The 23,478-nt window shown below is 74.0% G+C and carries 22 protein-coding genes and 2 pseudogenes; 17 read left to right on the top strand and 7 right to left on the bottom strand.

All coding sequences use genetic code 11. The features are described 5' to 3' along the window. Positions 1–41: 41 nt before the first annotated feature. Complete coding sequence (locus KBX43_RS03580; RefSeq protein ID WP_210883038.1) at positions 42–920, top strand: alpha/beta fold hydrolase; 879 nt, start codon at positions 42–44, stop codon at positions 918–920. A 52-nt stretch (positions 921–972) separates the two neighbouring features. Here the strand turns inward: KBX43_RS03580 and KBX43_RS03575 are convergent, their stop codons facing one another. Together KBX43_RS03575 and KBX43_RS03570 are read right to left on the bottom strand one after the other, a co-directional pair. Then, entirely contained in the window at positions 973–1,944 is a 972-nt protein-coding gene (locus KBX43_RS03575) for an ABC transporter permease subunit (protein WP_210883036.1), read from the bottom strand. After that, complete coding sequence (locus tag KBX43_RS03570; RefSeq protein WP_210883034.1) at positions 1,941–2,774, bottom strand: ABC transporter ATP-binding protein; 834 nt, start codon at positions 2,772–2,774, stop codon at positions 1,941–1,943. The genes KBX43_RS03575 and KBX43_RS03570 overlap by 4 nt, the downstream gene beginning before the upstream one ends. A gap of 118 nt (positions 2,775–2,892) precedes the next feature. Here KBX43_RS03570 and KBX43_RS03565 point away from each other — a divergent pair, with 118 nt between their 5' ends. The 4 genes from KBX43_RS03565 (at position 2,893) to KBX43_RS03550 (ending at position 6,499) form a co-directional block, all read left to right on the top strand. Next, positions 2,893–4,011 (top strand): sensor histidine kinase, encoded by a 1,119-nt coding sequence (locus KBX43_RS03565; protein WP_210869183.1) that lies wholly within the window; start codon positions 2,893–2,895, stop codon positions 4,009–4,011. Further along, positions 4,011–4,658 (top strand): response regulator transcription factor, encoded by a 648-nt coding sequence (locus tag KBX43_RS03560; RefSeq protein ID WP_064446501.1) that lies wholly within the window; start codon positions 4,011–4,013, stop codon positions 4,656–4,658. Before KBX43_RS03565 ends, KBX43_RS03560 begins: the two co-directional genes overlap by 1 nt. Before the next feature lie 66 nt (positions 4,659–4,724). Continuing rightward, on the top strand, positions 4,725–5,693 hold the full coding sequence (locus KBX43_RS03555) for an ATP-binding cassette domain-containing protein (protein WP_210883032.1): 969 nt from the start codon (positions 4,725–4,727) through the stop codon (positions 5,691–5,693). After that, the gene (locus tag KBX43_RS03550; protein WP_210883030.1) at positions 5,690–6,499 is read left to right on the top strand and encodes an ABC transporter permease; all 810 of its coding nucleotides are present in this window, start codon (positions 5,690–5,692) and stop codon (positions 6,497–6,499) included. The genes KBX43_RS03555 and KBX43_RS03550 overlap by 4 nt, the downstream gene beginning before the upstream one ends. A 41-nt stretch (positions 6,500–6,540) precedes the next feature. On the opposite strand, the gene helR is transcribed toward KBX43_RS03550, so the two are convergent. Further along, positions 6,541–8,712 carry an RNA polymerase recycling motor ATPase HelR gene (helR, locus tag KBX43_RS03545; protein WP_210883029.1) on the bottom strand — a complete coding sequence of 724 codons (2,172 nt, stop codon included), beginning with the start codon at positions 8,710–8,712 and terminating at the stop codon, positions 6,541–6,543. Positions 8,713–8,934: 222 nt separating this feature from the next. Between helR and KBX43_RS03540 the strand changes: the two genes are divergently transcribed. From KBX43_RS03540 to KBX43_RS03520, 5 genes and pseudogenes are all read left to right on the top strand, one after another. Then, positions 8,935–9,726 (top strand): TetR/AcrR family transcriptional regulator, encoded by a 792-nt coding sequence (locus tag KBX43_RS03540; protein ID WP_210883021.1) that lies wholly within the window; start codon positions 8,935–8,937, stop codon positions 9,724–9,726. An 87-nt stretch (positions 9,727–9,813) separates the two neighbouring features. Then, complete coding sequence (locus tag KBX43_RS03535; RefSeq protein ID WP_176722891.1) at positions 9,814–9,960, top strand: hypothetical protein; 147 nt, start codon at positions 9,814–9,816, stop codon at positions 9,958–9,960. Next, on the top strand, positions 9,960–11,180 hold the full coding sequence (locus KBX43_RS03530; RefSeq protein ID WP_210883019.1) for a YeiH family protein: 1,221 nt from the start codon (positions 9,960–9,962) through the stop codon (positions 11,178–11,180). Before KBX43_RS03535 ends, KBX43_RS03530 begins: the two co-directional genes overlap by 1 nt. Continuing rightward, a pseudogene (locus KBX43_RS03525) lies at positions 11,152–11,544 on the top strand (flavin reductase family protein); the annotation flags it as partial. The gene KBX43_RS03530 and the pseudogene KBX43_RS03525, both read left to right, overlap by 29 nt. 23 nt (positions 11,545–11,567) lie before the next feature. Further along, positions 11,568–11,879: an NIPSNAP family protein gene (locus tag KBX43_RS03520; RefSeq protein ID WP_043324181.1), complete on the top strand. Its 312-nt coding sequence runs from the start codon at positions 11,568–11,570 to the stop codon at positions 11,877–11,879. Between the two features lie 17 nt (positions 11,880–11,896). On the opposite strand, the gene KBX43_RS03515 is transcribed toward KBX43_RS03520, so the two are convergent. Beyond that, positions 11,897–12,895: a YafY family protein gene (locus KBX43_RS03515; RefSeq protein ID WP_210883017.1), complete on the bottom strand. Its 999-nt coding sequence runs from the start codon at positions 12,893–12,895 to the stop codon at positions 11,897–11,899. A gap of 86 nt (positions 12,896–12,981) precedes the next feature. On the opposite strand from KBX43_RS03515, the gene KBX43_RS03510 reads away from it, so the two are divergent. After that, positions 12,982–13,560: a DinB family protein gene (locus tag KBX43_RS03510; RefSeq protein WP_210883008.1), complete on the top strand. Its 579-nt coding sequence runs from the start codon at positions 12,982–12,984 to the stop codon at positions 13,558–13,560. Positions 13,561–13,607: 47 nt separating this feature from the next. On the opposite strand, the gene KBX43_RS03505 is transcribed toward KBX43_RS03510, so the two are convergent. Next, positions 13,608–14,816, bottom strand: coding sequence for a MalY/PatB family protein (locus KBX43_RS03505; RefSeq protein WP_210883006.1), 1,209 nt, complete (start codon positions 14,814–14,816; stop codon positions 13,608–13,610). On the opposite strand from KBX43_RS03505, the pseudogene KBX43_RS32205 reads away from it, so the two are divergent. Then, positions 14,815–15,403: pseudogene (locus KBX43_RS32205) on the top strand (GNAT family N-acetyltransferase). The gene KBX43_RS03505 and the pseudogene KBX43_RS32205 overlap by 2 nt on opposite strands. A 9-nt stretch (positions 15,404–15,412) precedes the next feature. Here the strand turns inward: KBX43_RS32205 and KBX43_RS03495 are convergent. Together KBX43_RS03495 and KBX43_RS03490 are read right to left on the bottom strand one after the other, a co-directional pair. Further along, on the bottom strand, positions 15,413–16,237 hold the full coding sequence (locus KBX43_RS03495) for an MOSC domain-containing protein (RefSeq protein ID WP_210882998.1): 825 nt from the start codon (positions 16,235–16,237) through the stop codon (positions 15,413–15,415). 7 nt (positions 16,238–16,244) lie between these two features. Then, positions 16,245–17,873 (bottom strand): acyl-CoA dehydrogenase family protein, encoded by a 1,629-nt coding sequence (locus KBX43_RS03490; RefSeq protein ID WP_210882997.1) that lies wholly within the window; start codon positions 17,871–17,873, stop codon positions 16,245–16,247. A 177-nt stretch (positions 17,874–18,050) separates the two neighbouring features. On the opposite strand from KBX43_RS03490, the gene KBX43_RS03485 reads away from it, so the two are divergent. Genes KBX43_RS03485 through KBX43_RS03465 form a run of 5 tightly spaced genes read left to right on the top strand, consistent with a single transcriptional unit; the run spans position 18,051 to position 23,467 of the window. Further along, positions 18,051–19,589 carry an ABC transporter substrate-binding protein gene (locus tag KBX43_RS03485; RefSeq protein ID WP_043324168.1) on the top strand — a complete coding sequence of 513 codons (1,539 nt, stop codon included), beginning with the start codon at positions 18,051–18,053 and terminating at the stop codon, positions 19,587–19,589. Further along, positions 19,589–20,533, top strand: a complete 945-nt coding sequence (locus KBX43_RS03480) for an ABC transporter permease (RefSeq protein ID WP_030502381.1) — start codon at positions 19,589–19,591, stop codon at positions 20,531–20,533. Before KBX43_RS03485 ends, KBX43_RS03480 begins: the two co-directional genes overlap by 1 nt. After that, positions 20,530–21,411 carry an ABC transporter permease gene (locus KBX43_RS03475; protein ID WP_210882995.1) on the top strand — a complete coding sequence of 294 codons (882 nt, stop codon included), beginning with the start codon at positions 20,530–20,532 and terminating at the stop codon, positions 21,409–21,411. The genes KBX43_RS03480 and KBX43_RS03475 overlap by 4 nt, the downstream gene beginning before the upstream one ends. Then, positions 21,408–22,430, top strand: a complete 1,023-nt coding sequence (locus KBX43_RS03470; RefSeq protein WP_069089707.1) for an ABC transporter ATP-binding protein — start codon at positions 21,408–21,410, stop codon at positions 22,428–22,430. The genes KBX43_RS03475 and KBX43_RS03470 overlap by 4 nt, the downstream gene beginning before the upstream one ends. Continuing rightward, positions 22,427–23,467, top strand: a complete 1,041-nt coding sequence (locus KBX43_RS03465) for an ABC transporter ATP-binding protein (protein ID WP_210882993.1) — start codon at positions 22,427–22,429, stop codon at positions 23,465–23,467. The genes KBX43_RS03470 and KBX43_RS03465 overlap by 4 nt, the downstream gene beginning before the upstream one ends. The last annotated feature ends 11 nt before the right edge of the window (positions 23,468–23,478 follow it).

Genomic DNA, 23,478 nt, shown 5'->3' with positions numbered 1-23,478 from the left:
GCCACGCTGGTCGGGTACGACGAGACGAAAGAAGGATCGAGATGAGCACCACCATCGCGGGATTCGACTACCAGCGCGTTCCGGTCGCCGAGGGCGTGACGCTGAACGTGGCGGTCGGCGGCTCCGGCAGCCCGGTCGTGCTGCTGCACGGCTTCCCGCAGACCCACCTGATGTGGCGGCACGTCGCCGCCGACCTGGCCGGCGAGCACACGGTGATCTGCCCGGACCTGCGCGGCTACGGCGCCAGCGACAAGCCGGCCGCTGCCAGCGAGGACACGTACAGCAAGCGGACCATGGCCGCCGACGTGGTGGCGGCGGCCCGCGCGCTCGGACACGAGCGGTTCGCGCTCGCCGGGCACGACCGGGGCGCCCTGGTGGCGGTCCGGGCCGGCCTGGACCACCCGGACGCGGTCACCCACCTGGCGTCGCTTGACGTGCTGCCGACACTCGACATGTGGGACGTGCTGCACGGCGCGTCCGCCTCGGTGGCGTTCCACCTCTACCTGATGGCGCAGCCGCCCGGCCTGCCCGAGCAGATGATCGCGGGCAGCGCGGACGCGTTCTTCGGGCACTTCCTGGACGCCTGGGCCGGTGACCCGGCGGCCATGCCGGCGCAGGTGCGCGCCGAGTACCTGCGGGCCTCCCGCGAGGCGGTCGACTCGATCGTGGCCGACTACCGGGCCTCGGCCGGGATCGACGTGACGCACGACCGGGCGGACCGGGACGCCGGGCGGCGGCTGACCATGCCGGTCACCGTCATCCAGCAGGACTGGGGCGCCGCGCTCGGTTACGACGCGGCGGCGGTGTGGCGGGCCTGGGCGCCGGACCTGGAGCATCGCACCACCACGGCCGGGCATTTCATGGCCGAGGAGGCGCCGGGCGAGATCGCCGAGGCGCTGCGCGCGCTGCTCAAGCGCTAGGTACGGCGGTCCGGGCGCGCGCCACGCGCCCGGACCGTCCGCCCCCGTCCGCTCAGCCGGCCCGTCTCCGGACGTGCCACAGGCCGAGCGCCGCCAGCAGACCGGCCGCGCCGAGGTGCAGCGCCAGCTCGATCCACTGGAACGTCCAGAACCGGTGGTTCGGCTGGTAGGCCAGGTCCACGTGCAGGTCGAGCTTGCCGAGACAGGCCGCGGTGTCGCCGAACGTGCCGGTGGCGCCGGTACGCGGCGGGTCGCGGAAACAGGTGCCGAACACGGAGTCGGAGAGCTGCCGTCCGTCGGCGGTACGCAGCGGGCTGATGTCGGTGACCCAGGCGCCCGGCACGTCCAGTCCGCCGACGACCGGCGAGCCGGTGATGCTGCCGAGGTTGCGGGCCCGGTTGACAGTGTCGGCGGTCATCGGCACGGTGACCCGCTCCGGCGGCAAGTAGTGCGGGCGCAGCAGGTTCGGCACCGCGAGCTGCGCCAGCACCACGGCCAGGAACACCACTGCCATGGCTGGGAGGGTGCGGCGCAGCAGCAGCCCGGCGACGACGCCGAGGACGAGGCCGAACACGGCGTACCCGACCGGTGCGACGCCGCGCGCGCCGAACAGCACGGTGCTGAACCGGTCGCCCGCGACCCGGTCGACGGGCGAGGCCGCCCAGGTCAGCAGCGCGCCGAGCAGCCCGGCGACGAGCGCGGCGGCGGCCGACAGCACGGCGAGCTTGACCGCCAGCCAGCGGCGGCGCGGCACGCTCTGGTTCCACACCAGCCGGTGCGTGCCCTGCTCCAGTTCCCGTGCGACCAGCGGCGCGCCCCAGAACGCGCCGATCAGTGCGGGCAGCAGCGCGAACCCACCGGCGAGGAACAGCATGGTCTGCGCGTACCGGTCGGGCAGCCGGGCCGGGTCGGGCACGGCCCGGATGTCCGCGCCGAGGCGCAGCAGGTAGGCCCCGGCCAGCACCAGCAGGACCGCGCCGGCGAGCGCCGGGAGGCGGAACTGCCGCAGCGTCATCCGGATCATCCGGTCACCACCGGGTGGGCGGCGGCCCGGGACAGGTACGCCAGCACCAGCTCCTCCAGCGTGACCGGCGCGTCGTCGCGTACCGCCGGGCCCCGGACCACGACGCGGCCGGGCTCGGCCCAGACCACCTCGGCCCCGACGGGCGCGGCGGCGGTCCGGTGGTGGGTGGCGAGCAGGTCCGTGACCGGCCCGGCCACCTGGACCCGGGCGGCGCAGAGCACGACCAGGTGGTCGCAGACCTGCGCCACGTCGCCGAGCAGGTGCGAGGAGAGCACCGCGCCGGCGCCGAGTTCCCGCACGAAGCCGGCCAGGCCGTGCATGAACTCGCGGCGGGCCAGCGGGTCCAGCGCGGCGGCCGGCTCGTCGAGAATGAGCAGGTCGGGGCGCTTCGCGGCGGCCAGCGCCAACGCCAGTTGCGCCCGCTGGCCGCCGGAGAGCCGGCCCGCCTTCTGCGCCGGATCGAGGCCGACCTCGTCGATCCGCCGCCGGGCCAGCGCCGCGTCCCAGGACGGGTTGAGCCACGCGCCCATCCGCAGGTGCTCGGCGACGGTGAGGGAGGCGTAGACCGGTGTGTCCTGGGCGACGAATCCGACCCGGGCCAGGTGCGCGGCGTCGGCGGCCGGTAGTGCGCCGAGCACCGTCAACGTGCCGGAGGTGGGCGCGATCAGCCCGCAGGCGAGTTGCAGCAGTGTGGACTTGCCGGCGCCGTTGGGGCCGACCAGGCCGACCACGTGGCCGCGCGGCACGCTCAGGTCGCAGTCGGCAAGCGCGGTGCGGCGGCCGTACCGTTTGGTCAGCCGCTCGGCGTGCAGGGCGAGTGGTGGATGCATGCGGCTCATCCTGGGCACGGCGGGACCGGCGGGCATCGGTCCGGAGCACGGTCCGGCGCGCGGCCGACCCTACTTTCGGCCGGTTCGCGGCGGCCCGCGATCTCCTAGCGTGCTGGGCATGGCTGGTGAACGGATCACCCGGGTGGCGGCGACGGCGGGACTCGCCGTGGTGCTGCTCGCCGCGATCGGCGTCCAGGCGGTCGCGATCGCCGCGAGCTGGGGCCTGCGGTACTGGCTCGTGGGCGGCGCGGCCGCCGTCGTGGTCGGCGTGCTGGCTCTGGTACGCGACAGGCAGCGCGTCGTCACGGCCACTGCCGGGCTCGTCGTCGCGGCGTCGGCCGTTGCCGCCGCCCGGCTGTTCGACCTGCCCACCGAGCCGGGGCCCACGCTGGCGCTGGCGTCGGCGGTCCTGGTCGGATCGGCGGTACGCGCGTTGCCGCCGCTGCCCGCCGGCCTGATCGCCGCCGGTGGTCTCGTGGTGGCGGCCGGGGCGTGGGCGGTGGCCCGACCGGGCGCGGGCGGGTCCGGGGTGGTGGCGCTCAGCTGCCTGTGCTGGCTCGGCGGGGTCGCCACCGGGCTGAGCCTGCGGCTGCTCGACGAGCGGGCCCGCGCCACCGCCGAGCGGGTACGCCGCGACGAGCGACTGGAGCTGGCCCGGGAGCTGCACGACGTGGTGGCCCACCACGTCACCGGCATCGTGGTGCAGGCGCAGGCCGCCCACCTGGTCGGACGGCGGGATCCGGCGCGCGTCACGGAGTCGCTGGCCGGGATCGAGGAGGCCGGCGGCGAGGCGCTGCGGGCCATGCGCCGCGTGGTGGGGGTGCTGCGCGACACCGATGACGCGCCGCCGGCCTCGGCCGGTACCGAGCAGATCGAGGAGCTGGTCGAGCGGTTCCGCCGGCAGGGCCCGCCGGTGCGGCTGCGCCTACCGGGGGAGACGGCCTGGCCGCCGGAGGTCACCAGCACCGTGCACCGGATCGTCCGGGAGGCCCTGACGAACGTGGCCCGTCACGCCCCGCACGCCGGGCAGGTCACTGTGGACGTGGCGCGGGAGCCGGACGCGGTGGTGGTCGAGGTGACCGACGACGCGCCCGGCGGGCCCGCCGAACACCGGGGCGGATACGGCCTGGTCGGCCTGCGTGAGCGCGTCGAGGCCCTCGGCGGGACGCTGCGCGCCGGTCCCCGCCCCGACGGCGGATGGTCGGTGCGGGCCTCCGTGCCGTGCGGGAGGCCGTGATGGCGATCCGGGTGCTGCTCGCCGACGACCAGGCGATGGTCCGCGGCGGGTTGCGGCTCATCCTGGAGGACCAGCCCGACATCACAGTGGTCGCCGAGGCGTCTGACGGCGTCGACGCGGTCGCCCAGGCCCGCCGGCTGCGCCCGGACGTCTGCCTGGTGGACATCCGGATGCCGCGGCTCGACGGCCTCCAGGTGACCCGGGCGCTCGCCGGGCCCGAGGTGGCCGATCCGCTGCGGGTCGTCGTGGTCACCACGTTCGACCTGGACGAGTACGTCTACGGCGCGCTGCGCGGGGGAGCGGCCGGGTTCCTGCTCAAGGACGCCGGTCCGGCGCTGCTGGTGGAGGCGGTGCGGGCGGCGCACCAGGGCGACGCGCTCGTGTCCCCGTCGGTGACGGTTCGGCTGCTGCGGCACCTGGCCCCGCCCGCCCCGCCCCGCGACGAGCGCCGCCCAGCGCTGTCCGAGCGGGAGATCGAGGTGGTACGCGAGATCGCCCGGGGCCGTACGAACCTGGAGATCGGCGCGGAGCTGTTCATCTCGCTGAGCACCGTAAAGAGCCACGTCTCGGCCGTGCAGACCAAGCTCGGCCTGCGCAACCGTACCGAGATCGCGGTCTGGGCGTGGGAGCACCGCGTGGTCGACTGAATCCGTTGGCGGACGGATTACCGTACGTTGTACGGTAGTGGCCGTCGTCAACGGAGGGGGACAGACGTGGAACACGCGATCCTCGCGGAGGGCCTGCGCAAGCGGTACGGGGGCAACGTTGCGCTGGACGGATTCGACCTGCGCGTGCCACCGGGCACCGTGTGCGGGCTGCTCGGCCCGAACGGCGCGGGCAAGACCACAGCCGTACGCATCCTGGCCACGCTGCTGCGCCTCGACGCCGGGCGGGCCGAGGTCGCCGGCTACGACGTGGCCGGGCAGGCCGACCGGGTACGCCACCGCATCGGCCTGGTCGGCCAGCATCCGGCGGTGGACGAGGCGCTGAGCGGCCGGGAGAACCTGGTCATCTTCGGCCGCCTGTTCCACCTGGGCCGGGCCGGGGCGCGGCGGCGGGCGATCGAACTGCTCGACCGGTTCGGGCTCGCCGACGCCGCCGATCGGCCGGTACGCACGTACTCCGGTGGCATGCGCCGCCGCCTCGACCTGGCCGCCGGCATGATCCTCGCGCCGTCGGTGCTGTTCCTCGACGAGCCGACCACGGCGCTGGACCCGCGCGGGCGCAACGAGGTGTGGGAGGCGGTACGGGACCTGGTGCGCGGCGGCACCACGGTGCTGCTGACCACGCAGTACCTGGACGAGGCCGACCAGCTCGCCGACCGCGTCTGCGTGCTCGACGCCGGCCGGGTGATCGCCGAGGGCACCCCCGACGCGCTCAAGTCCCGGCTCGGCGGCGACCGGATCGAACTGGTCGTCCGCGACGCCGCCGACCTCGCCACCGCCGCGCGCCGGCTGCGCGCGGTGGCCCGCTCCGAACCGGCTGTCGACCCGGACCGGCGGGCGGTCAGCGCCCAGGTCGGCGAGCGGGCCGGTGCGCTGACCGAGGTGCTGCGCGCACTCGACGCCGACGGCGTGGGCGTGGCCGACGTGGCGCTGCGGCGGCCCACACTGGACGAGGTGTTCCTCCAGCTCACCGCCACGTCCTCCGCCGCCCGCACCGGCGTGGAGGTGACCGCGTGACCGCGACGGTGAACCCCGCCCGCCGTGCGTCGCTGGCCGGTGACGGCCTGACGTTGACCGGGCGCGCGCTGGCGCACTGGCGGCGCGAGCCCGGCCCGCTGATCGGCTCGCTGGGCTTCGACATCCTGATGGTGCTGATGTTCGCGTACCTGTTCGGCGGCGCGCTCCAGGTGCCAGGTGGCGGCAGCTACCGCGAGTTCCTGATGCCCGGGATGTTCGCCATGACCATGGTCTTCGGCATCAGCATGACCACCATGGCGGTCGCGGCGGACCTGGAGCGCGGTGTCACCGACCGGCTGCGGTCCATGCCGGTGTCGCGGCTGGCGCCGCTGCTCGGCCGCGCTGTCGCCGACCTGATGTTCGCCGTGGTGACGCTCGCCGTCATGCTGCTCGTCGGCCTGGCCGTCGGGTGGCGGGCACGCGGCGACCTCGGCGACACGCTCACCGCGTTCGGGCTGATCCTGCTGCTGCGGTTCGCGCTGGTCTGGGTGGGCGTCTTCCTCGGCCTGACCGTGCAGGGACAGAGCGCGGTCACGGCCGTGCAGACGCTGGAGTTCCCGCTCGGTTTCCTGTCCAGCGCGTTCGTGGCGCCGTCCACCATGCCCGCCTGGCTGGGCGCGGTCGCCGAGTGGAACCCGCTGTCCGCCACCGTCGGCGCCACCCGGGAGCTGTTCGGCAACCCCGGCTGGGGCGGCGACTCGTGGGTGGCCGCGTATCACCCGCTGCTGGCGGTGCTCTGGCCGCTGGCGCTGATCGCCGTGTTCCTGCCGCTGTCGCTGCGCCGCTACCGGGCGCTCAGCCGCTGAGCCGGCCCCGGGGGCGCCACGCGCCGCCCCCGGGGCACGGGTCACGGCCCAGTGAGCACGACCAGCTCGCCGGTGGCCCGGGTCATCGCGACGTACCGGTCCACCGCGCCGGAGATCCCGTCGCCGAACGACTCCGGGTCGACCAGCACCACCAGGTCGAACTCCAGCCCCTTCGCCAGCTCCGGCGTCAGCGACCGGACCCGGTCGGTCGCCGGGAACCCGGGATCGCCGATGACGCACGCGACGCCCTCGGGATGGGCGGCGAGCCAGCCGTCCACCACCGCGCGCAGCTCGGCGCGGTCGCCGTACCGCACGGGGGCGCCGTCGCGGATGGACGTGGGCACGTTGGCGTCCGGGAGCACGGCCCGGATCACGGGCTCGGCCGCCGCCATCACCTGCGCCGGGGTGCGGTAGTTGACGGTCAGCGTCGCCACCTCGACCCGGTCGAACCCGGCCCGCGCCAGCCGCTGCGGCCACGACTCGGTGAACCCGTGCCGCGCCTGCGCCCGGTCGCCGACCACTGTGAAGCTGCGCGACGGGCAGCGCGCCAGCAGCATCTGCCACTGCGCGTCGGTCAGCTCCTGCGCCTCGTCCACCACCACGTGCGCGAACGGCCCGGCCAGCAGGTCCGGATCGGCCACGCTCAACGCGCTGGAGTCGACCAGGCTGGTGCGCATGTCCTCGCCGTACAGCATGGTCATCAGACCTTCGCCGTCGTCGTAGGCGTGCGACGCGATCAGCGCGTCGACCACCGTGTCCATCTCGGCGCGCTGCGCCGCCAGCACCGCTTCGTCGCGGCGCCGCCGCAGCGACGCCTCCGGGTCGCCGACCCGCCGCCGGGCCGCGTCCAGCCACGGCAGGTCCGCGGCCGTCCAGGCCCGAGCGTCGGCCCGCCGCAGCGTACGGATCTCCTCGACGCTCAGCCAGGGCGCGCACCGGCGCAGGTAGGCCGGCACCGACCACAGGTCGGCCACCACGTCGAGCGGGTCGAGCAGCGGCCACGCCCGGCCGAACGCGGTCACCAGTTCCCGGTCGCGCTCCAGTGCCCGGCGGACCGCCTCCTCCGGCTCGTCCCCGCGGTACTTCTCCACCAGGATCGTGACCAGTTCCTCCCACACGTCGTCGCGGGCCTCGTTGTGCCCGACGCCCGGGCCGGCCGCCTCGAACGCCGTCGCCCAGTCGTCGGCGGTCAGCCGCAGCTCGGCGTCCCCGACACCGACTGTCATCCCGGTCGCGGGCGGCTCCTCGTAGAACCGGACCGCGGCGTCGACAGCCCGCACGACGTCCGCCGATGCCTTCAACCGGGCCACCTCCGGGTCGGTCTCCGGCGCCGCCGCCGCGCCCTCCGGCACCAGGTCGGCCAGGGTGCAGATCTGCACGTCCTCCTCGCCCAGGCTGGGCAGCACGTCGGAGACGTAGTTCAGGTACGGCTGGTGCGGCCCGACGACGAGGACCCCGCCGCGGCGCTCGCCGAGGCGCGGGTCGGCGTGCAGCAGGTACGCGGTGCGGTGCAGCGCCACCACCGTCTTGCCGGTGCCGGGACCGCCGTCGACCACCAGCGCGCCCCGGGAACCGGCCCGGATGATCGCGTCCTGGTCGGCCTGGATGGTGCCGAGCACGTCACGCATCCGCGCCGACCGGGTCGCGCCCAGGCTGGCGATGAACGCCGACTGGTCGTCCAGCGCGGCGTGCCCGGCCAGAGCGTCGGCGGTGAACACCTCGTCCCAGTAGTCGGTGATCCGCCCTCGGCTCCACCGGTACCGGCGGCGGCTGACCAGGCCCATCGGGTCGGCGTGGGTGGCGCCGAAGAACGGCTCGGCGGCGGGGGAGCGCCAGTCCAGCAGCAGTCGGCCGCCCGCGCCGTCGGTCAGGCCGAGCCGGCCCACGTACACCGGTTCGCCGCCGTCCGCGCCGACCATCCGGCCCAGGCACAGGTCCAGGCCGTAACGGCGCAGCGTACGCAGGCGCGCGCTCAGCCGCCGGACCTCCTGGTCCCGGTCGACGGCCTGCCGGCCCCGGCCGCCGGCGGACCGGCGCGTCGCGTCGAGCCGGTCGGTCAACTCGGCGATCGAGCGGCGCAGGCTGTCGGCGATGACGGCGAAGTGCCGCTCGTCGGCGGCGATCAGATCCGGGTCGGCCTTGGCCGACAGACGCTCGGGAAGATCGAAAACGCTGGTGGCAGGCAGATTCAACTCGTCTCCGATCACGGGCACGGCCGAGCCTCCGCTCTTCGCGGCTTTTCGAATGCCTCGGCAATGGGTTACGGCCGGCAATTCTGCGCCACCACCCGGGGCTTGCCGCAAGACCGGGGGTGCGCTATATGTTGGTAGTGGCGGGAGAACCCGCCATTCTTTTTGCCCGAACAATTCTCGTGGCTTTTGCCCGGCGTCCCGCCGACGGGCCGCGACCGGCGTGGCCGGTAGGATGACGGCACCATGTCGAAGGAGCGCCGGCGCAAGGCCGATCCCGCCCGCAGCCTGGCCCTTCTGTGGCGCACCCGGGAGCCGGCCAGCCGTGGCGCCGGTCCCGGTCTCAGCGTCGACCGGATCGTGCGCGCCGCGATCGAGATCGCCGACGCCGAGGGCATCGACGCGCTCACCATGCGCCGGGTCAGCGAGGCGCTCGGCGTGGGCACCATGTCCGTCTACACGTACGTGCCGGGAAAGGCGGAACTGCTCGACGTCATGGTGGACGCCGTTCTCGGTGACCTCCCGCGCCCGGCCGACGTGCCGGGTGGCTGGCGGGGCCGGCTGGAACGGATCGCGCGGGACAATCTGGCGCTCTACCGGTCCCACCCGTGGCTGCTGCGCGCCGAGACGACCCGGCCGGTGCTCGGCCCGAACGTGCTCGCGAAGTACGACTACGAGCTGCGCGCCGTCGCGGACATCGGGCTCGACGACGTGGAGATGGACGCGGTGCTCACGCTCGTGCTGGGGCACGCCAAGAGCGCGGCGCGGGTCGCGCTGGACGTGGCCGAGCTGGAACGTGAGACCGGGATGACCGACGACCAGTGGTGGCAGACGCACGGGCCCTGGCTGGAGAAGTTCATGACCGTCGGCAGTTTCCCGCTCGCCGCGCGGGTCGGCACGGCCGCGGGCATGGCGCACGGCGCGGCGTACGGGCCGGACCACGCCTTCGAGTTCGGTCTGCAGCGGGTGCTCGACGGCATCTCGGTGGTGGTCGCCGAACGTGCCGCGGGTGAGCCGGGGCGCGGGAAGACCTTGTAATCCTACTGGTTAAGTAGGAAACTCTCCGTGGGGTCGATGAGCCCTCGGCTGCCCTCCCTCGCCCGCGCGTACCCGTAGGAGCCCTCCATGAGCAACGCGCCCACGCCACCCGAACCGCCCACCGCAGGCACGTCCCGGCTCGCCTTCAGCGAGGACTGGGCCGCCACTGTCCTCGGCCTCGCGCTGCTGCTCCTGGTGCTGGTCGGCGTCATCCCCGCCGGGCTGGTGCCGTGATGGCCGCCGCACCGGAGCCCGCCGTTCGCAGCACCGCCGCCGGGCCGTCCGCGGCCTCCACCGCGGACACCCCAGCCGCCGCGACCTCAGTGGACCGACCGGACGGTACGCCCGCGGACGCGCCGCCCCCGGCCGACCTGCGCTCCGGCGCGTTCTGGGCCTGGACCGCCGTGGGTCTGCTGGTGGTGCTCGGGCTGGCCGCGCTCACCCGCTACCTGGAACAGAACGTGCCGGTCTGGGCCGAGGGCAGCGCGGTCGAGGAGGTGGCCGCCGCGATCGAGTACCCGGTCTATGCGATCCTGCTCGGCCTGCTCGGCAACCTGGTGGTCACCGTGACCGGCCTGCGCGACCGAATCTCCGCCGCGTTCCGGACCGAGTTCTTCATCAAGACCGGCCTGGTGCTGCTCGGCGCCTCGATCAACCTGGCAGTCATCGCGAGCGCCGCCGGTCCCGCCATCGCCCAGGCGCTGCTGCTGATCAGCGGCGTGTTCCTGTTCACCTGGTGGCTGGCCGGGCGCTTCGGCCTGGACGACAAACTGCGGGCGCTGCTCGCCTCGGCCGTGTCGATCTGCGGCGTCAGCGCCGCGATCGCCGCCGCCGGCGCGGTCCGGGCACGCCGGGAACAGCTCGCGTACACGGCCAGCCTGGTCATCGCGTTCGCGTTGCCGTCGATCTTCCTGCTGCCGTGGCTGGCCGACGTGCTCGGCCTCTCCGACGCGGTCGCCGGCGCCTGGATCGGCGGCAACATCGACACCACCGCCGCCGTCACCGCGGCGGGCGCGCTCGCCGGTGAGGACGCGCTCCAGATCGCCAGCATCGTCAAGGTCACCCAGAACGCGCTGATGGGCGTGGTCGCGGTGGCCCTCACCGCGTACTTCGCGCTGCGCGTGGAGCGCCGTCCGGACACCCCGCGGCCGGGGCTCGGCGAGCTGTGGCGGCGGTTCCCGAAGTTCGTCCTCGGGTTCGTCGCCGCCTCGGTGATCGCCACCTGGTACCTCGACGTCGCCGGGGCGGACGGCAAGGCCACCATGGCGATCGTCACCGACCTGCGGGTCTGGTTCCTCATCCTGGCCTTCGTCAGCATCGGCCTGGAGGTCCGCGTGTCGTCGCTGCGCGAGGCCGGCTGGCGGCCGGTCACCGTGTTCGGCGCGGCCACCGTGTTCAACCTGGTGCTCGCGCTCGGACTGGCGTCGGTGCTGTTCCACGGCTTCACGGTCTGACCGGCTGGACCTGGGCTCGTCGAGCCGGCCGGTGGTGTCCCGGGCCCGGCACGTCGCGGTGCACCTGCTCGGGCACGGCCGGCACGAGGTGGCCCGGAGGTTCGCCGCCAGCGGGATCGACAGGTTCGCCGAGCCGACCCGCTGGCGGCCCGGCCCGGAAGGGGCGCCGGTCCCCGACGACACACTGGCCTGGCTGCTGTGCCGGGTGGTGGACCGGGTCGTCGTCGGGGACCACGCCGTCGTGCTGGCCGAGCCGGAGCTGCTGCGGCACGCCGACGTCGGGTCGCCGCTGCTCTACCACCGGGGCCGGTACGCGGACCTGGCCGACACGACCGACCCCGGCGACCGCCGCTGCGCCGCCTGACCGACCGTCGCTATCGTGGCCGCGTGATCACCTGCGTCGTGCACTACACGATCGACCCCGCACAGATCGAGGCGTTCGAGCGCTTCGCCCGCACCTGGATGCGGCTGGTGGCACGGCACGGCGGCGTGCACCACGGCTACTTCCTGCCCGCCGAGGGCGCCAGCGACCGGGCCGAGGCGCTGTTCAGCTTTGAGAGCCTGGCGGCGTACGAGCAGTACCGGGCCCGGTTCGGAGTGGACCCCGAGTTCGTCGCCGCCGACCGGATCCGCGACGAGTCGGGCTGCGTCCTGCGGTACGAGCGCACGTTCATGCGCCCCCTCCTGCCCACCGACTGACACCCCGGCCGGCCCGGCTACCGAGGCGGGTTCGGGCCCTCCGCTGCTGCGGCGTAGCGGCGGGCCAGGCGGGCGAACGCCTCCCGCAACTCGGGCGGCCCGACCACCTCGATGTCGGCGTCGTAGCGGCCGAGCAGGGCGGCCAGCCCGGCCCACGACCAGCCGCCCTGGGTCAGACGGCAGCGATCGGGCCCCAGCTCCTCGACGATGCCGTCGCGGGTCCACGCGGAGAGCGTCCGGGCGGGCAGGTCGAGGATCACCTCGCCCCGGCAGGGCCAGTCACCCGGCCCGGTGGCGCCCTTGAACCGGCCGGCGATGTACGCCGCGACGTCCCCGCCGGGCAGCTCGCGGGGCGTGAACCGGGGGCCGGTGGGCGTACGCGGGCTGATCCGGTCAACCCGGAACGTGCGCCAGTCGTCGCGGTCCAGGTCCCAGGCCACGAGATACCAGCGCCCGCCCCAGGTGACCAGGTGGTGGGGCTGCGCGCGGCGCGGCGGCGCGTCGGGAGCGGACGCCGACACCGAGTCGTAGTCGAAGCGCAGCTCCTCCCGGGCGTGCACGGCGGCGCTGAGTGTCATCAGCAGTCCCGGCTCCACGCGGGCCGCGGCGGGCGTGCCGGCCCGTTCCACGGCGATCACCCGCAGCGCGTCGACCCGGTGGCGCAGCCGGGGCGGCATCACCTGCCGGACCGTGGTCAGCGCCCGCGCGGCGGCCTCCTCGATGCCGGTCACGCCGGTGGCGGCGGTCTGCAACGCCACGGTCAGCGCGACCGCCTGCTCGTCGTCGAAGAGCAGCGGCGGCAGCGCCGAGCCGGCGCCGAGACGGTAGCCGCCCTCCGGGCCCTTGGTGCTCTCGATCGGATAGCCCAGCTCGCGGAGCCGGTCGACGTCGCGGCGCACGGTACGCGCGCTGACCCGTAACCGTTCGGCGAGCAGCGCGCCCGGCCAGTCCCGGCGGGCCTGAAGCAGGGACAGCAGGGAGAGCAGTCGCGCGGAAGTCGTCGGCACGACATGCATTCTGCCCGCAGAAGAGGACACATCCTGACCGCTATGCCTGCGAGTGTGGGCCCGTACCCGATCAGGACCGGAAGGAACCGATGACGATGACCGGCACCACCACGACCCCCACCACCCTCGACGCCGAGCGGACCGACCTGCTGGCCGAGCTCGCCGAGGCCCGAAACATGCTGACCAACACGGTGCGCGGCCTGACCGACGAGCAGGCCGGGCAGAAGCCGACGGTCAGCGCGCTCTGCCTGGGCGGCCTGATCAAGCATGTCGCGTCCACCGAGGAGGCGTGGCTGCGGTTCGTGGTCGAAGGCCCGTCGGCGATGTCCTTCGCCATGCCCGAGGGCGTCACCTGGGAGAACTTCATGTCCGGGCAGGCCCGCGAGCTGCCGCAGTGGGCGATCGAGCGGGGACGGGACTTCCAGATGCTGCCCGAGGACACGCTGCCGGCCATCCTGGACCGCTACGCCCGCATCGCCGCCCGTACCGAGGAGATCGTCGCCGGCGTCGAGGACCTGTCGGCGACCTGGCCGGTGCCGGACGCGCCGTGGAACGAGCCCGGCTCGGTCCGCAGCATCCGGCGGGTGCTGATCCACGTCATCGCCGAGACCACCCAGCACGCCGGGCACGCGGACATCCTGCGCGAGAGCATCGACGGGCAGACCACCACCTGAGCCGGCCGGGGCACCGGCGCCGCGGGGCGCCGGTGCCGGCCCGGCCGTCAGCCGGTCGCCGCCCGGCCCATCCGGGTCACCGCCTCGGTGAGCACGGCGGGGGAGGTGGCGAAGTTGAGCCGGACGAATCCGGCGCCGCCGGCGCCGAAGACGTGCCCGGAGCTGAGCGCCACCCGGGCCCGGTCGAGGAACATCCGCGCCGGCCCGTCCAGATCGCTGGCCACCCCCGGGCCGTCGCCCGCCTCGGTGGGCACGCCGAGGCCACGGCAGTCCAGCCAGGCCAGGAACGTGCCCTCCGGCGGCTGCCACGACACCGCCGGCAGGTGCTCGGCCAGCAGCGACCCGAGCAGCGCCCGGTTCGCGTCCAGGCCGTCGAGCAGCCGGTCCAGCCACGGCCCGCCGGCCCGGAACGCGGCGGTGTGCGCGAGCACGCCGAAGTGGCTCGGGCCGTGGCTCACCTCCTCCGGCATCCGGGCCAGGTCGTCGGCGGCGTCCGGCCCGGCAACGGCCAGCGCCGCCTTGAGCCCGGCGAGGTTCCACGCCTTCGAGGCCGACAGCAGCGCGAACGCGTTCTGGGCGCCGGGCACCGTCAGGTACGGGGTGAACCGCGCACCGGGTAGCGCCAGCGGCGAGTGGATCTCGTCGGAGACCACCCGGACGCCGTGCCGGGCGGCCAGCTCGGCGACGGTGGCCAGCTCGTCGGGCCGGTGCACCACGCCGGTCGGGTTGTGCGGGTTGCAGAGCAGGAACGCCAGCCGCTCGCCGATCGCACGAGCGCGCCGGAACGCCTCTTCCAGCGCGGCCGGGTCGAGCCGCAGGTCCGCGCCGAGCGGCGCCTCGAGCACCTGCCGGTCGGCGTGCCTGACGAACGCGTAGAACGGCGGGTAGACCGGGGGAGTGACCACCACCGCGTCGCCCGGCCCGGTGACCAGGCGCAGCACCTCGACCGTGCCCATCATGACGTCGGGCACCAGCGTGGTCCGGCCGACCGGGAAGTCGGCCCAGCCCCACCGCTGCGCGGCGAACCCGCCGACCGCCTCGGCGTACCCGGTGCCGTACGCGTAGCCGGTGTCGCCCAGGTCGACCGCCCGGCGCAGCGCCTCGGCCACCGGCGGCGCCAGCGGCACGTCCTGCTCGGCGACCCACAGCGGCAGCACGTCCGGCGGGTACAGCCGCCACTTCACGCTGGTGCGTGCCCGGAGCTGGTCGAGTGTGAGCTGGGTGAGCGGGTTGCCGTCGTCGGCGGAAACGACCATGCGGCCCACCCTAGGCGCGTCCTACCATCGCCCGATGGCCCACCCGGCGTACCCGCTGCGCACGCCCCGGCTGCTGCTGCGCCCGGTGACGCTCGACGACCTCGACGACGTGCACGCCTGGCAGCGCCGCCCGGACGTGGTCCGCTGGATGGCGGGCGCCGCCCCGCGTACCCGGGCGGAGTCCCTGGCGTCGGTGACCGCGATGGCCGGCGAGGACGCGCTGCGCGCGGAGGGCGACTGCCTGACGCTCGCCGTGGTGCGCGACGGGCGGGTGATCGGCGCGGTCGAGCTGGTGGCGCAGCGCCGCGGACCGCACCGCCGAACTGGGGTACGTGTTCCACCCCGACCACGGCGGCCGGGGGCTGGCCACGGAGGCGGCCGGGGCGCTGCTGGACTGGGGTTTCGGCGAGTTCGGGCTGCACCGGGTGGTGGCCCGCTGCCACGCGGACAACGAGCCGTCGGCGCGCCTGATGGCCCGGCTCGGGATGCGGCGGGAGGCGCGGCACGTGCGCAGCTACCGGTTCCGGGGCGGGTGGGCCGACCAGCTCGTCCACGCGATCCTGGCCGACGAGTGGCGTGGCCGCTGAGCGGCCGGATCAGGAGACGGTGACGGGATCGCCGACGCGGATCTCGCCGGTGGTCACCGGTACCAGCCGGATGCCGAACCAGGTCTTGCCGTCGTGGCGCCGGTGCCGGGCCAGCGTGCGGATGGGTTCCTTCCCGCTGGCGAGGGTCTGCGGGTCGATGAGCGTCACCGAACAGCGGTCGCAGCGTTCGGAGACCCGGAAGTCGACGGCGCCGATGCGCACCCGTGTCCAGCCGTCCTCGGCGAACGGCTCGAACGGCCCGTCGAGCACCACAGTGGGCCGGAACCGGGCCATCGCCAGCGGCTCCGGGGCCGGTTCGCCGCGTTCCAGCGCGCCCTCGACGATCCAGTCCCGCAGCCGCCGCAGCGACGGCGCCGTGGCGACCAGCAGCGGTCCGGCGTCGGAGAGGTTCAGCGGGTCACCGGGCCGGCCGCCGTGCTCGGCCGACATCGGGCGGCGGCGCGGGTCGTCCAGCCAGGCCAGCCGCACCGGACGGCCCAGCCGCGCGGAGAGCCAGTCGTGAGCCTCGTCGGCGGCGAGCCGGACCGTGTCCAGCCGGGACACGTCCGTCGGGACGAGCGGCCCGTCCACCGGCTCGGCGACTGTCAGCGACGACCCGTCGCGGGCGGTGAGCGTGAGCGACCCGGGCCCGGGCGCGGCGGTCAGGCCGAGCAGCGCCGGCAGGGCGGTCGAGCCCACCTTGCCGCCGTCGGGGCGCAGCACCACCCAGCGGCGGTCGTGACGCAACCCCCACGGCTCGACCACGGCCCGGTCGACGTCGACGCCGCCGAGGGACTTGACCGGATACAGGTGGGTCGAGACCAGGCGCGTCATCGCCCGCTCAGCCGATCTTCGGGGTGGCGCGGTCGATGATCGCTGCGAGGTCCAGTCCGCCGGGTAGCGTCCCGTACGCTTGGCCGTGGTCGCCGCCGAGCCGGGACGCGCAGAACGCGTCGGCGACCGCGGGGTGGCCGTGGCGTACCAGCAGCGCGCCCTGCAGCACCAGCGCCAGCCGCTCCACCACGCGCCGGGCGCGCAGCTCCAGGTCGGTGTGGTCGGCCAGCTCGTCGCGCACCCGGCGCACCGCGGCGTCCAGTCGCGCGTCCGCGCCGGCCGCGGCGGCCACCTCCGCCTCGTACGCGGCGAGGACCTGCGGTTCCCGGGTGAGCGCGCGCAGCACGTCCAGCGCGGCGACGTTGCCGGAGCCCTCCCAGATCGAGTTCAGCGGCGACTCGCGGAACAGCCGCGGCATGCCGGACTCCTCCACGTAGCCGTTGCCGCCCAGGCATTCCAGCGCCTCGGCGGCGTGCCCCGGCCAGCGTTTGCACACCCAGTACTTGCCGACTGCGAGGGCGAGGCGCTTGAACGCGGTCTCGCCGTCGTCGCCGCGCGCCGACCGGTCGGTCGCCCCGGCCAGCCGGATCATCAGCAGGGTCGCGGCCTCGGACTCCACGGCCAGGTCGGCCAGCACGTTGCGCATCAGCGGCTGGTCGAGCAGGTAGCTGCCGAACGCCCGCCGGTGGGTTGCGTGGTGCACCGCGGTGGTCACGCCGTGACGCATCCCGGCCGCCGCGCCGATCACGCAGTCGAGCCGGGTCAGGTTGACCATGTCGATGATGGTGCGCACGCCCCGGCCCTCGTCGCCGACGCGCCACGCCACCGCGTGCTCGTACTCGACCTCGGCGGAGGCGTTGGAGCGGTTGCCGAGCTTGTCCTTGAGCCGCATCAGCCGCATCGGGTTGCGGGCGCCGTCGGGCAGCACGCGGGGGACCAGGAAGCAGGTGAGGCCGCCGGGTGCCTGGGCGAGCGTGAGGAACAGGTCGCACATGGGCGCGGAGGTGAACCACTTGTGCCCGACGAGCCGGTAGCTGCCGTCCGGCTCAGGGCGGGCGGTGGTGGTGTTGGCGCGTACGTCCGAGCCGCCCTGCTTCTCGGTCATCGACATGCCGGCGAGCAGCCCGCGCTTGGTCTGCGGCGGGCGCAGCCCGAAGTCGTACTCGCGGGTGGTGAGCAGCGGCTCGTAGCGGTCGGCCAGCTCCGGGCTGTGCCGCAGCGCGGGCACCGCCGCGTAGGTCATCGAGATCGGGCAGCCGTGCCCGGCGTCGGGCCGCCACAGGTAGAAGCCGGCCGCGCGGGCCACGTGCGCGCCGGGCCGGTCGTCGGCCCACGGCGCGGCGTGCAGGCCGTGCCCGACGGCGGTACGCATCAGCTCGTGCCAGGACGGGTGGAACTCCACCTCGTCGATCCGGTTGCCGTACCGGTCGTGGGTGCGCAGCACCGGCGGGTGCTCGTTGGCGAGCCGCCCGTGTTCGGCTGCCTCCTCACCACCGGCGAGACGGCCCAGCTCGTGCAGGCCGGGCAGCGCCCATTCGGCGCCCTCCCGGGTCACGCCGTCGCGCAGTGCCGGGTCGTCGGCGGTGTCGTGGCCGACCATCGGGGGGACCTGGTTGACGACCTCGTGTGTGGTCACGGCGGCAACTCCCAGCGCGGTGGCGGATCGGGTCGGGGCCCGGATTGAACCACCGTTCACTCCGCACCGGCAACACCGATCGACCAGTCATTTTGGCTGGATTCGTTTGACATCATCCGGCTCGGAGACAAGACTCGCCGAAACTTTCTTTTGTCCGGGAAGTGGCAAGGGGGGCCTGTGTCCAGGAACAAGCTCGGCGCGTTCGGCGCCGCACTCATCCTCACCGTCGGCGTCCTGTCCGGATGCACCGGCGGCGAGGCGGTCGACGTCGGCGGCGGGGGGAACGCCGGCGGCGAAGGCGGAATCCTCAACGCCGCGATCGGCGGCGAACCCGACCAGCTCGACCCGCACAAGACCTCGGCCTACTACAGCTTCCAGGTGCTGGAGAACGTCTACGACACGCTCGTCGAGCCGGACGCCGACCTGAAGATGGTGCCGTCGCTGGCGACCAAGTGGACCACCAGCGACGACCAGCTCACCTGGACGTTCACGTTGCGTGAGGGCGTGAAGTTCTCCGACGGGTCGCCGCTGACCTCCGAGGACGTCGTCTACTCCTTCGAGCGGATCATCAAGGAGAAGCTGAACAACGCGTACAAGTTCGCCACCGTCAAGTCGGTCACCGGGCCCGACCCCGCGACGGTGGTGGTGACGCTCAGCGCGCCCACGCCGAACCTGCTCGCCAACCTCGGTGGGTTCAAGGGCGTCGCGATCGTGGAGAAGTCCAACGTGGAGTCCGGCAAGGTGAAGACCGCGCCGGTGGGCAGCGGCCCGTTCACGGTGGCCGGCTACACCTCCGGCGACAGCATCAAGCTGGTGCGCAACGACGCCTACTGGGGTGAGAAGCCGAAGCTCGACGGCGTCACGTTCACCTTCGTCAAGGACCCCACCGTGGCGCTGCAGAACCTGCGCAGCGGCCAGGTGCAGTGGACCGACAACCTGCCGCCGCAGCAGGTCAAGTCGCTGCAGGACGGCGACGACCCGGTGGTGAAGTCGGCGGCCTCCACCGACTACTGGTACGTGGCGCTCAACGAGGCCCGCAAGCCGTTCGACAACCCAGAGGTGCGGCGCGCCATCGGGTACGCCCTGGACCGGGAGGCGATCACCAAGGCGGCGAAGTTCGGCCTGGCCACCGTGAACCAGACCGCCATCCCGAAGGACAGCGCGTTCTACTACGACTACGCGCCCTACAGCCACGACCCGGGCAAGGCCAAGCAGATGCTCGGCCAGGCGGGCGTGAGCAACCTGACCATGGACCTGATGGTCACCAGCGAGTACCCGGAGACGGTCAGCGCCGCCCAGGTCATCGCCGCGCAGCTCAAGGATGTCGGCATCACCGTGAAGATCCGTACGCTGGACTTCGCCCAGTGGCTCGACGAGCAGGCCAAGGGCAACTTCGACGGGTTCATGCTGGGCTGGCTCGGCAACATCGACCCGGACGAGTTCTACTACGCCCAGCATCACAGCGGCGGCACGTTCAACTTCCACAAGTACAAGAACCCGGCGGTGGACAAGCTGCTGGACGACGCGCGCACCCAGACCGACCAGGGCGCCCGCAAGCAGGCGTACGAGCAGGCGGCGAAGCAGATCGTCGACGACGCCAGCTACCTCTACCTCTACAACCCGGACGTGGTGCAGGGCTGGTCGAAGAAGGTCTCCGGCTACGAGGTGCGCACCGACCGGGCGATCCGGTTCCGGTCGGTCGCCCTGGCCAAGTGATGGCCCGCTTCGTCCTGCGGCGGGCACTCCAGTCGGCGGTCGTGCTGATCGGCGTGACCCTTGTGGTGTTCCTGCTGCTGCAACTCGTGCCGGGCGACCCGGTCCGGGTGGCGCTCGGCACCCGGTTCGACCAGGAGACGTACGACGCGTTGCGGGAACGGGCCGGCCTCGACCAGCCGCTGCCGGTGCAGTACGCCAGCTACCTCGGGCACGCGCTCACCGGTGACCTGGGGGTCAGCTTCCGCACCGGCCAGCCGGTGAGCCAGATCGTGCTGGAACGGCTGCCCGCCACGCTGTCCCTGGCCGTCACCGCGGTGCTGTTCGCGCTGCTGGTGGCGTTCCCGCTGGGCATCGTCGCGGCGGTACGCAGCGGCTCCGCCGTGGACCACGCCGCCCGCGTGTTCAGCCAGTTCGGCGTCTCGGTGCCGGACTTCTGGATGGGCATCATGGGCATCCTGCTGTTCGCCGGGGTGCTCGGCTGGCTGCCACCGTCGGGTTACGTGGCGCTGACCGAGGACCCCGGCCGGTGGGCCACCCACGTGGCGCTGCCGGCGGTCACCGTCGGCCTGGTCACCGCCTCCATCCTCACCCGGTTCATCCGCTCCTCGGTGCTGGAGGTGCTCTCCGCCGACTACGTGCGGACCGCCGAGGCGAAGGGGCTGCGCAACCGGGTGGTGATCGTGCGGCACGTGCTGCGCAACGCGCTGATCCCGGTGGTGACTGTGGTCGCCGTGCAACTGGCGAGCCTGCTCGGCGGCGTCATCGTCATCGAGGTGCTGTTCGCCTGGCCGGGCATCGGCCGGCTCACCTTCGACGCCGTGCAGGCTCGCGACTATCCCGTCCTGCAGGGCGCGGTGCTGCTGGTGGCCGCCCTGTTCCTGCTGGTCAACCTGCTGGTGGACATCCTCTACGCCCGCCTCGACCCGAGGATCACGGTCAAGTGAGCGCCACGACCGAGAGCACCGGGCGCCGCGTCCTGGACGCGCTGCGCCGCGACCCGCTCGCCGTCGGCGGCACCATCGTGCTCGTGCTGCTCGTCGTGGTCGGTGTGGCCGGCCCGTGGCTGGCCCCGGCCGGCGTCAACGACGTCGACGTGGACCAGATGTTGCGCCCGCCCAGCGGCGCGCACCCGTTCGGCACCGACGAGCTGGGCCGCGACGTGCTCAGCCGGGTGCTCGTCGCCGCCCGCGTGTCACTGCAGGTCGGCGCCGTGAGCGTCGGCATCGCGCTGGTAGCGGGCGTGACGCTCGGGCTGCTCGCCGGTTACTACCGGGGCTGGCTGGACAGCGTCCTCATGCGCTGCATGGACGTGCTGTTCGCGTTCCCGGTGCTGCTGCTGGCGGTGGCCATCGTGGCGGTGCTCGGCCCCGGCCTGCTCACCGCCATGGTCGCCATCGGCGTGGTCTACACGCCCATCTTCGCCCGGATCACCCGCGCCGGCGTGCTGTCCGTACGCGAGCAGGTGTTCGTCCGGGCCGCCGTGTCCATCGGCGCGTCCGATCTGCGCATCATGCGCCGGCACGTGCTGCCGAACATCGCCGCGCCGCTGATTGTGCAGACGTCGCTGTCGCTGGCGTTCGCGATCCTCTCCGAGGCCGCGTTGTCCTTCCTCGGCCTGGGCATCCAGCCGCCCGCGCCGGCCTGGGGCCGGATGCTGTTCGACGGGCGCGGCTTCGTCACCGACGCCTGGTGGCTGGGCGTGTTCCCGGGCGCGGCGATCTTCCTCACCGTGCTGGCGTTCAACCTGGTCGGCGACGCGCTGCGGGACGTGCTCGACCCGCGCCAGCTCACCCTCGCCGAGGCCCGCCGGAGCACCCCATGAGCGAGCGCACCGAACGCATGCCGAGCCAGCGCCAGCGGCCCAGGACCGACTCGACGGTGCTGTCCGTGGACGACCTCACCGTCACCATCGGCACCCGCCGTGGCCCGGCCCGCGCCGTGGCCGGCGTGTCCTGGCAGGTACGGCAGGGGGAGACGTTCGCGCTGGTCGGCGAGTCCGGCAGCGGCAAGAGCATGACCCTGCTCGCGGCCACCGGCCTGGCCCCGCGCGCCGCGACGGTCACCGGCCGGGTGCGGCTGCTCGACCACGAGCTGACCGCGCTGCCCGACGACCGCCGCCGCAGGCTGCGCGGCCGGCACGTCGGGTTCGTCTTCCAGGACCCGATGACCTCGCTCAACCCGGTGCTGCCGGTGGGCCGGCAGGTCACCGAGGCGGCCGAGGAGCACCTCGGGCTGACCCGCCGCGCCGCCCGCGACCGGGCGGTGGAGCTGCTGGAGCTGGTCGGCATCCCGTCGGCCGCGCGGCGCGTCGACGCGTACCCGCACCAGTTCTCCGGCGGCATGCGCCAGCGCGTCGCCATCGCCATGGCGCTGGCGTGCGAGCCGGACCTGCTGATCGCCGACGAGCCGACCACCGCGCTGGACGTCACCACCCAGGCGCAGATCATCGAGCTGGTCGCCGACCTGCAGGCGCGGCTGGGCACCGCAGTCGTCTGGGTCACCCACGACCTGGGCGTGGTCGCCGGCATCGCCGACACCGTCGCGGTCATGTACGGGGGACGCATCGTCGAGCAGGGTCCGGTCGACGCGGTGTTCGACACGCCCACGCACCCGTACACCCGGGCGCTGCTGGCGGCGCGGCCCGACCCGTCCCGGCGCGGCGAGGACCTGGTCGCCATCCCCGGCGCGCCGCCGAGCCCGCTGGACCTGCCGGCCGGCTGCGCGTTCTGGCCGCGCTGCCCGGTTCGCGCGGACCCGCGCTGCGAGCACGAGCTGCCACCGCTGACGCCGGTCGGCGACGGGCACACGGTCCGCACCTTCTACCGTGGAGAGGCCGGATGAGCGACGACACCCCCGACGTGATCGCCGAGCTGGACGACCTCGCGGTGCACTTCCCGACCCCGGCCGGAACGGTCCGCGCCGTCGACGGCGTCACGCTCGCCGTGCACCGGGGCGAGACGCTCGGGCTGGTCGGCGAGTCGGGCAGCGGCAAGTCCACCGCCGGGCTGGCGCTGCTGCGGCTGGTCGACCCGAGTGCCGGGCGGGTCTGGGTGGCGGGCGCGGACGTGACCCGCTGGTCCCGGCGCCGCCTGCGCGCGACGCGCCGCCACGTGGCGATGGTGTTCCAGGACCCGCAGGCGTCGCTGGACCCGCGCCGCACCGTCGGCGACAGCATCGCCGAACCTCTTGTCGTGCACCGGCTCGCCGCGTCCCGCACCGCCCGGCGGGAGCGGGTGGCCGAACTGCTGGACCTGGTCGGCCTGCGCGCCGACACGGCCGGCCGGCATCCGCACGAGCTGTCCGGCGGCCAGCGCCAGCGCGTCGGCGTGGCGCGGGCGCTGGCCGGCGAGCCGGATCTGATCGTCCTGGACGAGCCGATCGCCTCGCTGGACCTGAGCGTCCAGGCGCAGATCATGAACCTGCTGCGGCGCCTGCAACGCGACCTCGGGCTGACCTACCTGTTCATCGCGCACGACCTGGCCGCCGTGGAGCACATGAGCGACCGGATCGCGGTCATGTACCTGGGCCGCATCGTGGAGACCGGCCCACCGGAGCGGATCTACCGACGTCCGGCGCACCCCTACACGGCGGCGTTGCTGTCGGCGGTGCCGGTGGCCGATCCCCGGGTCGAGCGGCAGCGCCGCCGCATCGTGCTCACCGGCGACATCCCCAGCCCGGTGGACCCGCCGAGCGGCTGCCGCTTCCGTACCCGATGCCCCCAGGCCCGCCCCGCGTGCGCCGAGACCGATCCGGCGTTGGCCGAGGTGGGTCCGGGCCACGAGGCCGCGTGCCTGTTCCCGCTAGACGGCGAGCGCGACGGCAGCCCGGGGGAGGAGGGCGGCGCGACGGACCGCGCCGACGTCGCCGGCACGGCGTAGGCTCACCGCCG

The organism is Micromonospora sp. C41 (assembly GCF_018070485.1).
Classification (GTDB): Bacteria; Actinomycetota; Actinomycetes; order Mycobacteriales; family Micromonosporaceae; genus Micromonospora; species Micromonospora chalcea.
Note: the sequence above shows the minus strand (reverse complement) of the source record. Positions and strands in the feature narration are given on the sequence as shown.

Bases quoted from the DNA above. Each gene is read 5' to 3' on its own strand.
- KBX43_RS03535 (WP_176722891.1), top strand. From the start codon at position 9,814: ATGAGCAACGCGCCCACGCCACCCGAACCGCCCACCGCAGGCACGTCC.
- KBX43_RS03575 (WP_210883036.1), bottom strand. From the start codon at position 1,944: ATGATCCGGATGACGCTGCGGCAGTTCCGCCTCCCGGCGCTCGCCGGC.
- KBX43_RS03515 (WP_210883017.1), bottom strand. From the start codon at position 12,895: ATGCATGTCGTGCCGACGACTTCCGCGCGACTGCTCTCCCTGCTGTCC.
- KBX43_RS03510 (WP_210883008.1), top strand. From the start codon at position 12,982: ATGACCGGCACCACCACGACCCCCACCACCCTCGACGCCGAGCGGACC.
- KBX43_RS03505 (WP_210883006.1), bottom strand. From the start codon at position 14,816: ATGGTCGTTTCCGCCGACGACGGCAACCCGCTCACCCAGCTCACACTC.
- KBX43_RS03560 (WP_064446501.1), top strand. From the start codon at position 4,011: ATGGCGATCCGGGTGCTGCTCGCCGACGACCAGGCGATGGTCCGCGGC.
- KBX43_RS03480 (WP_030502381.1), top strand. From the start codon at position 19,589: ATGGCCCGCTTCGTCCTGCGGCGGGCACTCCAGTCGGCGGTCGTGCTG.
- KBX43_RS03470 (WP_069089707.1), top strand. From the start codon at position 21,408: ATGAGCGAGCGCACCGAACGCATGCCGAGCCAGCGCCAGCGGCCCAGG.
- KBX43_RS03530 (WP_210883019.1), top strand. From the start codon at position 9,960: ATGGCCGCCGCACCGGAGCCCGCCGTTCGCAGCACCGCCGCCGGGCCG.
- KBX43_RS03570 (WP_210883034.1), bottom strand. From the start codon at position 2,774: ATGCATCCACCACTCGCCCTGCACGCCGAGCGGCTGACCAAACGGTAC.
- KBX43_RS03495 (WP_210882998.1), bottom strand. From the start codon at position 16,237: ATGACGCGCCTGGTCTCGACCCACCTGTATCCGGTCAAGTCCCTCGGC.
- KBX43_RS03540 (WP_210883021.1), top strand. From the start codon at position 8,935: ATGTCGAAGGAGCGCCGGCGCAAGGCCGATCCCGCCCGCAGCCTGGCC.
- KBX43_RS03580 (WP_210883038.1), top strand. From the start codon at position 42: ATGAGCACCACCATCGCGGGATTCGACTACCAGCGCGTTCCGGTCGCC.
- KBX43_RS03465 (WP_210882993.1), top strand. From the start codon at position 22,427: ATGAGCGACGACACCCCCGACGTGATCGCCGAGCTGGACGACCTCGCG.
- KBX43_RS03565 (WP_210869183.1), top strand. From the start codon at position 2,893: ATGGCTGGTGAACGGATCACCCGGGTGGCGGCGACGGCGGGACTCGCC.